The 14,110-nt window shown below is 69.9% G+C and carries 14 protein-coding genes; 9 read left to right on the forward strand and 5 right to left on the reverse strand.

What is annotated here, in order from left to right; all coding sequences use genetic code 11:
* Positions 1 to 105: 105 nt before the first annotated feature.
* The 3 genes from PH203_RS44070 to PH203_RS44080 form a co-directional block, all read right to left on the reverse strand.
* A complete protein-coding gene (locus PH203_RS44070) occupies positions 106 to 447 on the reverse strand; it encodes a DUF2516 family protein (RefSeq protein ID WP_289928129.1) in 342 nt (113 codons plus the stop codon).
* 156 nt (positions 448 to 603) lie between these two features.
* Positions 604 to 1,257 carry a hypothetical protein gene (locus tag PH203_RS44075; RefSeq protein ID WP_289927980.1) on the reverse strand — a complete coding sequence of 218 codons (654 nt, stop codon included), beginning with the start codon at positions 1,255 to 1,257 and terminating at the stop codon, positions 604 to 606.
* A 154-nt stretch (positions 1,258 to 1,411) separates the two neighbouring features.
* Positions 1,412 to 1,933, reverse strand: coding sequence for a helix-turn-helix domain-containing protein (locus PH203_RS44080; RefSeq protein ID WP_289927983.1), 522 nt, complete (start codon positions 1,931 to 1,933; stop codon positions 1,412 to 1,414).
* 622 nt (positions 1,934 to 2,555) lie between these two features.
* Here PH203_RS44080 and PH203_RS44085 point away from each other — a divergent pair.
* From PH203_RS44085 to PH203_RS44100, 4 genes are all read left to right on the forward strand, one after another.
* Positions 2,556 to 2,999 carry a GntR family transcriptional regulator gene (locus tag PH203_RS44085; RefSeq protein ID WP_289927985.1) on the forward strand — a complete coding sequence of 148 codons (444 nt, stop codon included), beginning with the start codon at positions 2,556 to 2,558 and terminating at the stop codon, positions 2,997 to 2,999.
* Between the two features lie 4 nt (positions 3,000 to 3,003).
* On the forward strand, positions 3,004 to 3,936 hold the full coding sequence (locus PH203_RS44090; RefSeq protein WP_289928130.1) for an ABC transporter ATP-binding protein: 933 nt from the start codon (positions 3,004 to 3,006) through the stop codon (positions 3,934 to 3,936).
* Positions 3,933 to 4,988: an ABC transporter permease subunit gene (locus PH203_RS44095; RefSeq protein WP_289927987.1), complete on the forward strand. Its 1,056-nt coding sequence runs from the start codon at positions 3,933 to 3,935 to the stop codon at positions 4,986 to 4,988. The genes PH203_RS44090 and PH203_RS44095 overlap by 4 nt, the downstream gene beginning before the upstream one ends.
* A 114-nt stretch (positions 4,989 to 5,102) precedes the next feature.
* Entirely contained in the window at positions 5,103 to 8,462 is a 3,360-nt protein-coding gene (locus tag PH203_RS44100) for a S8 family serine peptidase (protein WP_289927989.1), read from the forward strand.
* Between the two features lie 384 nt (positions 8,463 to 8,846).
* On the opposite strand, the gene PH203_RS44105 is transcribed toward PH203_RS44100, so the two are convergent.
* Positions 8,847 to 9,197, reverse strand: a complete 351-nt coding sequence (locus tag PH203_RS44105) for a helix-turn-helix domain-containing protein (RefSeq protein WP_289927990.1) — start codon at positions 9,195 to 9,197, stop codon at positions 8,847 to 8,849.
* A gap of 50 nt (positions 9,198 to 9,247) precedes the next feature.
* Here PH203_RS44105 and PH203_RS44110 point away from each other — a divergent pair, with 50 nt between their 5' ends.
* The 5 genes from PH203_RS44110 (at position 9,248) to PH203_RS44130 (ending at position 13,428) form a co-directional block, all read left to right on the forward strand.
* Positions 9,248 to 10,135, forward strand: coding sequence for an NAD(P)-binding domain-containing protein (locus PH203_RS44110; RefSeq protein WP_289927992.1), 888 nt, complete (start codon positions 9,248 to 9,250; stop codon positions 10,133 to 10,135).
* A 166-nt stretch (positions 10,136 to 10,301) separates the two neighbouring features.
* Positions 10,302 to 10,910 (forward strand): DUF6461 domain-containing protein, encoded by a 609-nt coding sequence (locus PH203_RS44115; RefSeq protein WP_289927993.1) that lies wholly within the window; start codon positions 10,302 to 10,304, stop codon positions 10,908 to 10,910.
* Between the two features lie 134 nt (positions 10,911 to 11,044).
* Positions 11,045 to 11,854: a DUF1963 domain-containing protein gene (locus tag PH203_RS44120; protein ID WP_289927994.1), complete on the forward strand. Its 810-nt coding sequence runs from the start codon at positions 11,045 to 11,047 to the stop codon at positions 11,852 to 11,854.
* 148 nt (positions 11,855 to 12,002) lie between these two features.
* Entirely contained in the window at positions 12,003 to 12,770 is a 768-nt protein-coding gene (locus PH203_RS44125; RefSeq protein WP_289927996.1) for a VOC family protein, read from the forward strand.
* Between the two features lie 61 nt (positions 12,771 to 12,831).
* Complete coding sequence (locus PH203_RS44130) at positions 12,832 to 13,428, forward strand: DinB family protein (protein ID WP_289927997.1); 597 nt, start codon at positions 12,832 to 12,834, stop codon at positions 13,426 to 13,428.
* Positions 13,429 to 13,469: 41 nt separating this feature from the next.
* Here the strand turns inward: PH203_RS44130 and PH203_RS44135 are convergent, their stop codons facing one another.
* Positions 13,470 to 13,964 (reverse strand): HAD domain-containing protein, encoded by a 495-nt coding sequence (locus PH203_RS44135; protein ID WP_289927999.1) that lies wholly within the window; start codon positions 13,962 to 13,964, stop codon positions 13,470 to 13,472.
* Positions 13,965 to 14,110: the final 146 nt, after the last annotated feature.

Here is a 14,110-nt window from a genome sequence, read left to right on the forward strand (position 1 = left end):
GTAGGCGGGCGTGGCCGGACATGGTCGGACGCGCTGGACCGGCTGCCGTAGCGGACGCGGTCGGGCGGGGCCGGACGTGGTCGGGCGTGGCCGCTCGTACGACGGTCAGCGGCCTCCGTTGTACGGGCCGTAGGGGCCGTCGCTGCTGGAGCCGCCCCTGCCGCCCCTGCCTCCGCCGCCGGACACCTGGCGCAGGGCCGGGCGGACGTCGACGAGGAACACGATCGACGCGACCAGGCCCGCGATCTGCAGGAAGAGCATCGGGACCAGGAGATTCACGGCGACCGCGACGCCGAGGATGATCAGCCAGAAGCCCTTGTTCTGCTTGTCGGCTGCGCGGTATGCGTCCTCGCGGAAGAGGGCGGCCATCACGAAGGCCACCACCGCGAATCCCAGCATCGCGAGGTAGATGATCCACATCAACCCCGCGAACCCCTGCATCAGCACAACGTCCACCACCTGACTCGGCTCGTCGTTACGCGGTCACCGTACCCGTAGAACGGGCCGGACACCCCAGGGGTGCCCAGCCCGTCACAGAAGTACTGCCAAGCACTGCCAAGCCCTGCGAAGTACTCGAAGTACTCGAAGTACCGCTCGCGCCGCTTACTTGGCGGGCGGCGTCGTCTTCTTGGCGGTGGTCTTCTTCGCCGGAGCCTTCTTGGCGGCGGTCTTCTTCGCCGGAGCGGCAGCCGGGGCGGCCGCGGCGGGCTCGGCCGGCTTCGGCTCCTCCTTGACCTCGACGGGCTCGGCCTTGGGCTCCACGGCCACGGCGAGCTCCTCGATCTCCTCGGCGGCCTCGCCACGCCAGGTCTTCACGGCCTGCTCGCCGTGCTCGGCGACCTTCTCGTAGGTCTCGCGAGCCTTGACGGCGTACTCGGCGGCGAAGCCGACGCTGCGCAGGGCGAGGTCCTGGGCGTTCTCACCGAGCTTCTTGAGGTCGGCGTCGATGGTGGAGCCGAGCTTCTTGATGTCGCCGTCGAGGGTCGCGATGAACTCGTTGACCTTGGCCTGGATGGTCTCCTGGGCCTCCTTGGCCTTGGCACCGGCCTCCTTGGCACGGGCCTGGGCCTTCTCCTGGACCGCCTTCGGGTCGGTGCTGCGCACGGCCTCGATCCGGGCCGGGGCCTCGGCGCGCAGCTGCTCGACGATGGCGGGGACCTTCTTGGCTTCCTGGAAGGCGAGGTCACCGGCGCCGGCGAGGAAGTAGAGCGGGGTCGGGTCGGTGACGGCCTTGCGGATGTCGTCGGTGATGGCCATGGTGATGGTCCTCCCGGGTCGCTTGCGTTTGAGGGTTTTGGGTTGAGCTGGTTCCGCGGTCAGCAGGCCTTGGGTCTCGACGTCAGGTCTCGATGCCGGGTCTCGACGTTGTGTCTCGACGTTGCCTCTCGTCCTCGCGTCTCGTCCTTGTGTCTCAACTGGCCGTCTGCTGCGGGTCGGCGTCGCTGCCGTCGGTCGTGCGGGTGCTGGGGGCGGCGGTCTTCCTGCTCTTGCGAGTACGCCGCTCGGTGGCGCTGCCCTGGGCCTCCTCGCCCGGCACGGCGGCCTCCGTGGTGTCCGGGGCCTCGGTCTCCTCGGGGTCGATCCCGAACCCGTTCTCCTTGCGGAAGGACTCGTAGATCTGGAGCAGCACCTGCTTCTGCCGCTCGTTGAGCGTGGGGTCGGCGATGATGACGGCACGCGTCTCCACCTCGTCCCGGTCACGCTCGGCGTCGAGGATGCCGGCACGGACGTACAGCGTCTCGGCGGAGATCCGCAGCGCCTTGGCGACCTGCTGCAGCACCTCCGCGCTCGGCTTGCGCAGCCCGCGCTCGATCTGGCTCAGATACGGATTGGACACCCCGGCGGCGTCGGCGAGCTGCCTGAGCGAGAGCTGGGCGTTTCGCCGCTGCTCGCGCAGGTACTCACCGAGATTGCCGACGTTGAGCGATGCCATGCCTCTACTGTGCCGCACCCTTGCTAACTATTGCAAGCAGCCGCTTGCAAAAGTGCGCCACGCCACTTGGGGGCGGGCTTGAGCCTGAGCACGACAGGTGTCGTATGCGCACGACAACCGTCGTCATCCGGATCCGGCCTCCTGGTGCAGGCACTCTCGGGACGCCCTCCACGGGTCGCTCACGCGCCAGCGCTCCTGGCGGATCACCCGGGTGTACATCTCGGTGCCGCCGCGGACGTTCTCGCACTTCCGGGAGCCCGTGACGGACGTGCACTTCCTGACCGTGTGCGGGCGCGTGACCTTGGTGGTCTTCCTGGAGACGTGGCGGACGGCGTCGCGGAGTCCGGTGACGGTGGCCGCCTCCGCCCCCGTCGGCGGTGGGGTCCTCCCATGGGTTGCCGTATTGCCCGCTTCCGCTTCCGCATGCGCCGAGCCCGGCCATGAGGGCCATCGTCAGACCGGCCACCATCAGGCGTCTCTCGCTGGACATGCCTTGTTCCCTGTCCGCCGATGTCCCAAAAAAAGACGGTCAGCGCACCTCCCACCCGCTTCTCGCGCCCCGGTCGTCATTGACAACCGCCCTCGCACCCCTCCATCATCATTCCACTAATCGAGTAGTGGAATGGTGGTGGTGATCGTGGAGTACCGCATCGACAGGCGGAGCGGGGTCCCCGCCTTCCAGCAGATCGTGCAGCAGACCAAGCAGGCCCTGCGGCTTGGCGTACTCGTGCCGGGGGACCGGCTGCCGACCGCCAAGGAGGTCGCCGAGACCAGCGCGGTCAACCCGAACACCACCCTCAAGGCGTACCGCGAGCTGGAGCGCGAGGGACTGGTCGAACCGCGACCGGGCCAGGGCACCTTCGTACGCCGCACGCTGGGCCGCCCCGAGACGGGCACCGACTCGCCGCTGTACGCAGAGCTGGTGGCGTGGATGTCGAAGGCGGCCGGGGCCGGTCTGGAGCAGGAGGACGTGGCCGCGCTGGTCGCGTCGGCGATGCAGAAGCAGTACGCCGCCGGGAACGTGGCGGCAACGGGGGCCACGACAACTAGGAGCACAGGTGAGTGAAGGTATGTACGCGGGGGAACCGGCGATCGAGGCGTACGGGCTGGGGATGCGCTACCGGCGGGGCTGGGCCTTACGGGACTGCTCCTTCCGGCTTCCTGCGGGACGGATCTGCGGCCTGGTGGGACCCAACGGGGCGGGCAAGACCACGCTGCTGAGCATCGCGGCCCATGTCCTGCAGCCGACGAACGGCTCGATCAGCCTGTTCGGTGAGGCTCCGGGCTCGGTGGAGTCCGGTCGGCGCACAGCGTTCCTTGCCCAGGAGAAGCCCTTGTTCCGCCGCTTCACCGTGGCGGAGACCCTGCGTCTGGGCCGGGAGCTGAACCCCGGCTGGGACCAGCGCGTCGCCGAGGACATCATCCGCGCGGGCAACGTGCCCTTCGACGCGAAGATCAGCGCCCTCTCCGGAGGCCAGCGCACCCGCGTCGCCATCGCCCTCGCCTTCGGCAAGCGCCCCGACCTGCTGCTGCTCGACGAGCCGATGTCGGACCTCGACCCCGTCGTGCGCCACGAGATCATGGGCACCCTGCTCGCCGAGGCCGCCGAGCGCGGCACCACCGTCCTGATGTCCACGCACGTCCTCGCCGAACTGGAGAACGTGTGCGACTACCTCGTCGTCGTCTCCGGCGGCGGAGTGCGGCTCGCCGGTGACGTGGACGAGCTGATGTCCGTGCACACCCTGGTCACCGGGGTCAAGGAGGGCGAGGGCATGCCCGCCGCCCTCGGGGACCACACCCTCGTCGAGTCCCGGACCAGCGGACGGCAGTTCACCGCGCTCATCCGCCCCGAGGGCCCGGTCACCGGCCCCTGGAACATGAACGCCCCGAACATGGAAGAACTCCTGCTCGCCTATCTCCGCTCACCCGACGCACCACCGCTGATCACCCCCACCGCCCAGGTCCACGGCCAGGGGTTCGGCACCGGGGCGGTGGCGGCATGAGCACTTTCACCCGCGGCTCGACCAGCACCTCGACCGGCTCCACGAGCGACGGCAAGAACGGGACCTTGAACGCGACCACCACACAGGCCGACCGGCGCCCCCGACTCAGCGGTATGACCTGGCTGGTCTGGCGCCAGCACCGGGCCGCGTTCTGGACGACCCTCGCCGCCACCGCGCTCTCCGTGGCCTGGATCGTCTACCAGCGCGGCCAGCTGGTCGACTACCTCGACGGCTACGGCTATCCCGGCAAGAGCCTCGACGAGGCGGGCGGCTTGCTCCAGCAGTACATCGACGCGCTCTCCTTCGTCGCCATGGGTCTCCAGGCGATACCCATCCTGCTCGGTGTCTTCCTCGGCGCCCCGCTCATCGCGGGCGACCTGGAGAACGGCACGGCCAAGCTGGTCGCCGCCCAGTCCATGAGCCGGACCCGCTGGCTCGCCACGAAGCTGGCGCTGGCCGGACTGGTGGTCGTGGTGAGCACGGGCGTGTTGTCGGCGGTGTTCGGCTGGTGGTGGAACCCCGTCAAGTCCGAGACCGCGGTCATGGACTGGACCTCGGGCGCCGCGTTCGACACGACGGGCCCGGTGCCTGTCGCCCTCACCCTCTTCTCCGTCTTCGGCGGGGTGGCGATCGGTGTGGTGCTGCGGCGCACGCTGACGGCCATGGTGGTCACCTTCGGTTTCACCGTCGTCCTCCAGCTCGTCTGGGGCTACTTCCTGCTGTCGCTCGGCAACGTCGTCACGGTCACGACGAACAAGGGCGTCATGGGCGAGAACGTGTACCCGTCGCTCCCCCAAGGCGCCTTCGAAATCGACCAGTCGTATGTCACCGGCAGCGGGGATCTGGTGGGCTGGGGCACCTGTTCGGGGTCGCAGACCGACGCGGCACGGCAGGTGTGCCTGGACAAGGCCGATGTCGTGGGCTGGTCGGTGCAGTACCTCCCGATGTCGCAGATGAACGCCATGCAGTGGTTCGGGGCGTCGATTCTGTTCGCCCTGACCGCCGGTGTCGTGGCGTTCATCTTCTTCTGGGGTCGTAAGCGGCTCATCTGAGTCCGTACGCCCCGCGCCCCTTTGCGAAGGGGCGCCTCTTTCCCCCTCTGTGTTCTTTGTCCCGTCCGCCGGGCTGCTCTGCCATGCCCGAAGGTCCAGAGAGAAAGGCATGCCTTGAATCACCGTAGGAGGCGAGCGCGTGAGGCTTCCGCCCTCGCCGTGCTCGTCGCCGCCGCCCTTGCCTCGGCCCTGCTCGGTGCCCAGGCATCCGGGGCCGCACAGTTCGACAGCGGTACGGCAGACACGGCCCGCGCCCTCGGCAAGGCCAGGACCGTCACCCTCGTCACCGGTGACCGGGTCACGCTGGACGCCACCGGACAGGTCACCGGTGTGCGGCCCGGCAAGGGTCGAAAAGGCACCGCCTTCCGAATAGCGCGGAGCGCCGACCGCACGTACGTCGTCCCGCGTGACGCCGAGCAGCTCCTCGCGAACGGCACCGCCGACCGGCGGCTGTTCGACGTGACACAGCTGGTCAAGTGGGGTTACGACGACGCGGCCCGCCCCGACCTCCCGCTGATCGTGACGTACGCCAAGGGCCGCACCCTCGCGCCGAGCGTGCTGTCCGCCGCCGGAGCCCGGGTCAGCCGGGACCTGCCCAGCGTCAACGGGGACGCGCTGAAGGCCCGTAAGTCCGAGGGCGCCGATCTGTGGGAGACGCTCACCGGCAGCGGGGGGACGGCGCGGGAGAGGTCGGCCACCGCCGACCGGGTCGAGAGGATCTGGCTCGATGGGAAGGTCGAGGCGGCCCTCGACCGGAGCACCGCGCAGATCGGCGCCCCCGAGGCCTGGGCGGCGGGGTACGACGGCACGGGCGTCAAGGTCGCCGTGCTGGACACCGGAGTCGACGGCACGCACCCGGATCTGAAGGGCCGTATCGACGCGGCGAAGAACTTCTCCGAGGCGGCGGACACGGTCGACCGGGTGGGTCACGGCACGCATGTGGCGTCCACGCTCGCGGGGTCCGGCGCGCACTCCGGAGGCACGTACAAGGGGGTCGCGCCGGGCGCCCGGCTGATCAGCGGCAAGGTGCTCGACGACGGCGGCTCCGGCGAGGAGTCCGGGGTCATCGCCGGCGCGCAGTGGGCCGTCGCGCAGGGTGCCGAGGTGGTCAACCTCAGCCTGGGCGGCCCCGACAGCCCCGGTGACGACCCCCTCGAGCAGGCGGTGAACGAGCTGTCCGCCTCCTCCGGCGCCCTCTTCGTGATCGCCGCAGGCAACGAGGGCCCGAGCGCCGGAACCGTCGGATCGCCGGGCAGCGCCGCCGCCGCGCTCACCGTCGGCGCGGTGGACCGCACCGACGCCATGGCCGAGTTCTCCAGCCGCGGCCCGACAGCGGACGGTTCCCTCAAGCCCGACCTCACCGCCCCCGGCGTCGACATCGTCGCCGCGAAGGCCGCCGAGGGCACGGAAGGCGACCCGGCCGCCGACGGCTACGTTTCGATGAGCGGTACGTCGATGGCGACCCCGCATGTCGCCGGCGCCGCCGCGATCCTCGCCCAGCGCCACCCCGACTGGACCGGTGAACGCATCAAGGCCGCGCTCACCGCCTCCGCCAAGCCCACCCCCGGCGTCTCGGCGTTCGCGCAGGGCACGGGCCGTACGGACATCGTCCGCGCCCTCGACCAGCAACTCACCACCACCCCGGCCACCGTCGGCTTCCCCACCCAGCAGTGGCCGCACACCGACGACAAGCCGGTCACCAAGACCGTCACCTACCGCAACGACGGCGACCGCCCCCTCCTCCTCGACCTGACCACCGAGGTGTACGGCGAGGACGGAAAGCCCGCCGCCGAGGGCATGTTCGAGGTCTCGCCGAAGCAGCTCACCGTCCCGGCGGGCGGTACCGCGACCGCCCAGGTCACCGCCGACAGCGGCGCGGGCACGGCCGACGGCGGCTTCGGCGGCTCGGTCACCGCGACGGACGGCGCCGGCATCACCGTACGGACCGGCATCGGCGTACAGCGCGAAGTCGAGTCGTACGACCTGACCGTCAGGCATCTCGACCTCAGGGGGAAGCCCGCCGGGCGGTCCCAGACCGGGGTGCAGGGGCTGGACAACGAGATCTGGAACGACTACTCGGACGACACGGACGGCGAGTTCACCGTGCGGCTGCCCAGGGGCCGTTACAGCCTCGAAGGCCGCATCGACACGGGCGCGACCCCGGACGCCGGGGACCTGGCCCTCCTCCTCAACCCCAAGTTCTCGCTCACCCGTGACACCACCCTCGTCATGGACGCCCGCAAGGCCGAACCGGTCCGGATCACCGTGCCGGACGCCAGGGCCAAGCACACCGACGCCACCTTCAACTACGGGTTCGACATCGACCGGAAGCAGAGCGTCGCCACGTACGAGATGGGCAGTTTCGGCAAGCTGCGCGTCGGGCAGTTCGGCGCCCGGCTGCCCGCCCGCGAGGCGTTCGCGCAGTACAACGGCACCTGGACACACGGGAGTACGAGCTACCGGCCGGCGATGAACCGTACCGGCAATCTGGCCGGCTTCACCGCGAACCTGAAGCGCTCGCAGTTCGCCAAGGTCACCATCCCCGTCGGTGAACCCGCCAAGGACAAGAAGGGATCGCTCGTCGCCGCACCCCTCACGCCGGGGGGCGGATTCTGGGCCGACTTCAACCCGACCGAGTTCTCCCTGCCCGCCACCCTCACCGACTACGTTCTGCCGGGCGTGCGGTGGCGGTACTCCCTGTGGCAGACGAGTGGCACGGACGCGGACGGCGAAACCGTGTACGACGCCGGCCAGTGGACCGCGAACCCCCGGGCGTACAGCGCGGGCAAGCGGTACACCGAACGCTTCAACACCGGCGTCTTCGGCCCGCATCTCACGGGCCCGCTGACCGGCAACGAGGACCGTCCGGGCGCGGTCCGCGTCGGTGACACCTTCATGGCGTACCTTCCGCTCTTCTCCGACGGCGCCGGGCACGTGGGCGACTCCCGTTACAGCAAGGCCAGGAGCACCCTCTACGCGGGCGGCACGAAGATCTTCGCCGCGAACACGGACCTGGCCGGCGTCTCGCACGAACTCCCCGCCGCCAAGAGCACGTACCGCCTGACGACGGACGTCTCCCGCCCCACCTCCCTCTCGTCGGTCTCCACCCGGGTCACCGCCGACTGGACCTTCACCTCCGCACACGTCACCGGTGCCGGGCAGCGGCTGCCGCTGTCGGTGGTCCGCTTCACACCCCGGCTGTCTGCGGAGAGCACAGCCAAGGCGGGTACGCGTTTCTCCGTCCCGTTCACGGTCGAGGGCGCGGCCACCGCGCGCACCGCCCGCGAGTTGGCCTTCTCCGTCTCGTACGACGACGGCCGGACCTGGCACCCGGCGAAGGCGGTCGACGGCAAGCGCCTCGACCTGCGCCATCCGGCGAAGGCGGGCACGGTCTCTCTGCGCGTGACGCTCACGGACGCGGCCGGCAACACCCTGAAGCAGACGATCCACCGGGCCTACCGGACCGTCAAGTAGGCATCTGTACCCGTGTGTTGGCTGGACGCCCGGGTCGGCTTCGGCCGGCCCGGGCGCTCTTGCCGTGAACGGGACGCGCTGACCGTCGGAGTGCTGCTGGGGCACCTGCCGGCCTCCGACGGTTTCGCCGTGCTGAGCACTGGCCCGGACCGGCCGCCGCTGCCGGACGAAGGGGGCTGGAGGGCTTTCCCCAGGAGGCGGTGGAACGGGCCGAGTGGTGGCAGCGGCACCTGACCGAGCTGCTCAAGAGCGTCCGTCCCCGCGCCGCCCGAAGTAGCCACTTTTTTGTGGGTACTTGGCGACGGGCAGCAACGGGGTGACCCTGGTGAAGGGCGGCCGGAGGGCCGTCAGATCCTGGTGAAAAGCGGGTGATGAGGCGATGCGTCATGAGGCCGACTGGGCCTCGGTGAGCTTCTCCAAACGGCGGTGGCCCCAATCGGAGAGGGGAGCCAGCGCCTCGGAGAGTTCTCGACCGAACGTGGTCAAGGAGTACGTGGTCTTCAGCGGAAGGACGTCGTGCACCTCCCGGTGCACCAGTCCGTCGGCCTCCATCTCGCGGAGCGCCTGAGTCAGCACCTTCTCGCTGAGGCCCGGCAGCCGCCGGCGCAGCTCGCCCGGGCGGTGCGGACCGGATTCCAGCAGCCAGAGCAGAGCCGTCTTCCACTTTCCGTCGATCACAGCGATCGCGGCAGTTACCCCACAGACATTCGGGTCCTGGGCACGACTGCGCGTCATTTTCGCCCCATTCATCACAGATTGCCACTATCTTCTACGGGAGTTGAGAGATGTCCTCACCCACCGAACAGTCTGCCGTCACCGTCCTCGGCTTGGGGCCGATGGGCCGGTCCCTGGCGGGCGCGTTCCTGGATGCCGGCCTGCGAACCACGGTCTGGAACCGGACGCCGGGCCGGGACCGGGAGCTGGTCGCGCGGGGCGCGGTCAGCGTCCGGTCGGCCGAGGAAGCGGTTGCCGCAAGCAGCGTGACCGTGGTCTGCGTGGTGAACTACGACGCGGTGGACACCGTTCTTCGGCGAGAGGCGGTCACCGGCGCGCTCAAGGGCCGCACGGTGGTCAATCTGACCGCCGACACGCCGGACCGGGCCCGAGGTGTCGCAGCGTGGGCGGCGGAGCACGGTGTTCGCTACCTGGACGGTGCAATCATGACCCCGACCACGACCATCGGAACTCCGGCCGCGGTGTTCATCCACAGCGGCCCGGCGGACCTCTACCGCGAGCACCAGCCCGTCCTGGAGGCGCTGGGCGGCACCCACACCCACCTCGGCGAGGAGATCGGCCGGGCGGCGGCATACGACATCGCACTGCTCGACATCTTCTGGACCGCGATGGCGGGCTATGCGCACGCCCTGGCGGTGGCGCGGGCCGAAGGCATCACCGCGCGGGAGCTGGCACCGTTCGCCAAGGGCATCGGCGACATCCTCCCGCCGATCTTCGAAGAGGCCGCGGAGGAGGCCGACAGCGGTAGCTACTCCGGTGAGGGCAACCCGATCACCTCGGCCGTATCGTCCATGGCGCACATCGTCCACACCTCCGAGGCACATGGCATCGACGCGGGCGTGATGCGCGCGGCTGAGGGCATGGCCCGCCGGGCCATCGGACGGGGTCACGGCGCCGACGGATTCATACGGATCGCCGAGCTCCTGGGCCGTCGCTGAGGAAGACCCCGCGTTTCCGGGATCGACTGAGACAGCCGAGTAGCAGCTGTCTCAGTCGATCTGCATCACCACAGGTCACAGCATCACGCCGGGCACTTCTGCCAGGAACGGACAAGGGCGGCTGGTAGAGCCGCTGTTGTCAGTGGCATCGGTGAGAATCTGGCGTATGACTGCGACTGCCGCCGACTACATGTGGTTCGAGGACGACTTCCCCGAGCTCGCGGAGGCGTATTGCTTCACCTTGGTTCACGGGGTGTCGCCCGCGGAGGTGCTGGACCGTCTCCAGGGGCGGGAAGAACCCGCACGGGCAGGGGCGGAGCAGATAGTCGAGGCCGCGTTCGCTCTGCTGGCCTCCGACGCCACCCGGCAGCTGATCGCCATGACGGCCGTCGGGGACTGGACGCTGCTGATCGAACCCAACGGCTACCTCGGCGTCACGGAAGAAAGGGCCCTGGCGGCCTCCGCCGGCACCAGCTGGGTCTCGCACTTCGTCAACATCAACGGCGTCGACTCGTTTCTGTGGGTCGAGAACGGGACGAAGCGCCTGTTCTTCGAGCCCGGAGTCCCAGACCACCGGTGGGGCACCACCCCCGATGAACTCCTGGAGGCCATGCACCGCATCGGCTTCCAGTTCCCGGAGGAGACCCCCGACACCGACGAGAACGTGTCCGAAGCAGCCGCATTCGCACTGGCCGAGCACCTGACCGGGGTTCGCATCACCCCGGAGCTCCTCCGCACCACGACCTTCACCTGCGCCAGCGCAAGGATCGGGTGACCGGTGCTCGGCGGAACCCGGGAAGCCGACGCCGATACCCCCCGCAGCGAGGTGAACACCGCTCTCCGTCTGCCCGCCGGCTCGATCATCATCAACAGCCCACTCCCGTAAGCCAGTTCGGCATACTCGGCGAAATGACATCGATGGACCCGTTGGAACCGCCGGACCCGCTGGATTCGTTGGCCTCGTTGGCCTCGTCAGCTTCGTTGGATTCGCTGAACCCCTTCCGCGACGAGGCCCGTAGCCGTGAGCTGCCGGAGGATGAGGTCGAGCGGTGGCTCGGTACCGTCCGGCGGTGCGCGACGCTGAGCCCCGCCGGCAGGACGGCCCCCGCCGGGCCGGTGGCCGGGCGGATCGGCGGGCTGCCGCCGATGCCCGAGGGGGAGGACGTTCCGGAGCTGCCGTTCCTCGCCCTGGTCGACCTCGCGGCGATCCCGCCGGGTGCGACGGACCTGCCGCTGCCGAAGGACGGCACGCTGCTGTTCTTCGCGGACACGGAGGACCCGTGGGGCGACGACGACTGGGCCCGGCTCGTCCACGTCCCGGCCGGCACGCCCGTCTCCGAACGCGCCCCGGACGGGGACTGGGAGTCGGAGGCCCTCCCGGCCCAGGACCTGTATCTGACGACCGAGCTCTCGCTGCCCAACCGCGGCGAGGACACCGAGGAGTTCCCGCACGGCATGGCACTGGGCTCGGTGTGGTGGGAGACCTCCGACAAGGTCCAGACGGGCGGTCCGGTACAGATCGGCGGCTATCCCTGGGTCTGGAACTCCAACCCTGTCACCGAGCACGACCACGGGCCCGGCGACTGGGTACTCCTCGCGGAGATCGGCGGCGAGGACCTGACCGAAGGTGAACTGGGCATCGCCTACTGGGTGATCCGCCGGGGCGACCTGTCCGCCGGCCGCTTCGACCGGGTGCGGGCCTGCTTCGATCAGGTGTGATGGGGGGGGGGTGGGGTGGGGTGACTTGGTCCAGCGGGACAGCGGGACAGCGGGGACGGCGACTTGGTCCGGCGGACCCCCACCACGCCCCACCCCGGGCCACCTCGGGCCACCTCGGGCCACCAAACAACTGCATAGGATCCCCGACATGCCCCTCCGCCCCGCCCACGTGAACATCAAGGCCCTCAACGCCTCCACGCTCGGCCGCTTCTGGGCGGAAGCCCTGGGCTGGAGTGCCTACAGCGCAGGTGCGACCACGTACGTCGGTCCCGCCGGCGGTCTCGTCTGGCCGGACCCGGTCGCCCTCGGTATCGACATCGTCCCCGTACCGGACCCCAAGACGGCGACGAAGAACCGTATGCACCTCGACCTCGCCACCACCTCCGCGGCCCACCAGTCGGAGTTGGTCGCCCGCCTGAAGTCCCTCGGTGCGGAACCCGCCGACGTCGGCCAGGGCGACGACGTGCTGTTCACGGTGCTCGCCGACCCGGAGGGCAACGAGTTCTGCGTACTGGAACCGCGTGAGATCCACCAGGACACCGGCCCGGTCGCCTTCGTGGTGATCGACTGCACGGATCCGTATGCCATGGCCCGGTTCTGGGGCGAGGCCCTGGACTGGCCCCTGCACGAAGTGAACGACGACCACGCGCTGTTCCGCTCCCCGAAGGGTGTCGGCCCGTATCTCGAGTTCCTCCGCACGCCCGACGTGAAGACCGTCCCGGACCGCATCCACCTCGACCTGCTGCCGTACCCCGCCGACAACAAGGAAGCGGAGAAGCGAGCGGCGAAGGAGGCCGAGGTGGAGCGCCTGCGTGCCCTCGGCGCCGTCGATCTCGACGTCGGCCAGGGAGACGTCCCGTGGACCTCTCTGACCGACCCGGAGGGCCACGAGTTCTGCGTCCTCGCCCTGCCCTGACGGGGAGCGCGCCACCGTGAAAAGCGGTGGACAGGGAGCACGCCGTCGGAAGACTGGCCGCATGAACGAATCCGATCCCAAGGACGTCGTCCACCTCTACCTCCAGAACGCCCGCGACGCGCTGCTCTGGAAGCTGGAAGGCCTCTCCGAGTACGACATCCGCCGCCCGCTCACCCCCACCGGCACCAACCTGCTCGGGCTGGTGAAGCACACGGCCGGTGTGGAGTTGGGGTATCTCGGCGACACCTTCGGACGCCCGTCCGGCGAACTCCTCCCCTGGCTCGACAAGGACGCCGAGCTCAACGCGGACATGTGGGCCACCGCCGACGAGTCCCGCGAGGAGATCGTGGGCCTCTACCGCCGGGCCTGGGCGCACGCGGACGCGACGATCGCGGCGCTGCCCCTGGACACGGTCGGCAAGGTCCCCTGGTGGCCGGACGGCAAGGACGACGTCACCCTGCACCACGCCGCCGTACGCGTCATCGCCGACACCCATCGCCACGCGGGCCACGCCGACATCCTGCGCGAACTCCTGGACGGCGCCGTGGGGATGAACGACGGCAACAGCAGCCTGCCTTCGGACGATCCGGCCTGGTGGGAGAAGTACCGGGGGCAGCTGGAGGAGGCGGCACGGGAGGCCGACGAGAAGTGGGCCTGATCCCCGGCCCACCGGGACCACCACCCACTCGGCCCCCCGGATCACAGAAGTTCCGAACCACCACCGAGCCATTCCCGTACGACCATGAAGTCCGCGTCGGTGAGCCCGTACCGGTGATCGACCCGGTGGAGCAGGGCCGGTGCGGGATGGTGGGCCGCCACCCAGGCCCGGTCGACGGCCCCGATCTCGTCATCCACCCAGACGAAGGGCCGCCCGGCCGCCCATTCGACGAGGGACCGCGTCTTCCAGTGCCGGACGCCCTCCTCGTCGGGCGGCGGGTCCGGCCAGTCCACCGTCGGCAGCGGGGGCAACCCCAGCCAGGGCGCGAGAAGGTCGTTGGCATCCTCCGTCGTCCAGGTCGTGGCCCAGACGAGCACACAGCCCAGCGCGGCAAGCCGCCCGCCCAGCCCGGGGTCGGCACGGGCCAGCAGGGGATGGCCGGCGGCCACCGGGCCCTCCGGGCCCTCGTACAGCGGATACGGCCGCGAGGACCCGAACGGCAGGATCGTCCCGTCGATGTCGAGAAAGAGAAGCATCGGCAGACAGCATGCACCGAATATTCGATGGCGCCGGTCATGACCACCCGGCTACCCTCCCTCCCATGACTGCCGGGTTTGCGGCCGCGCGCCGCGTAACGGTTGGGTACCCGGCCTCCGAGTGAGGCCGGTGCGGGCCAGAGGCC

Origin of the sequence: Streptomyces sp. S.PB5, assembly GCF_030403745.1 — a bacterium.
Taxonomy (GTDB): domain Bacteria; phylum Actinomycetota; class Actinomycetes; order Streptomycetales; family Streptomycetaceae; genus Streptomyces.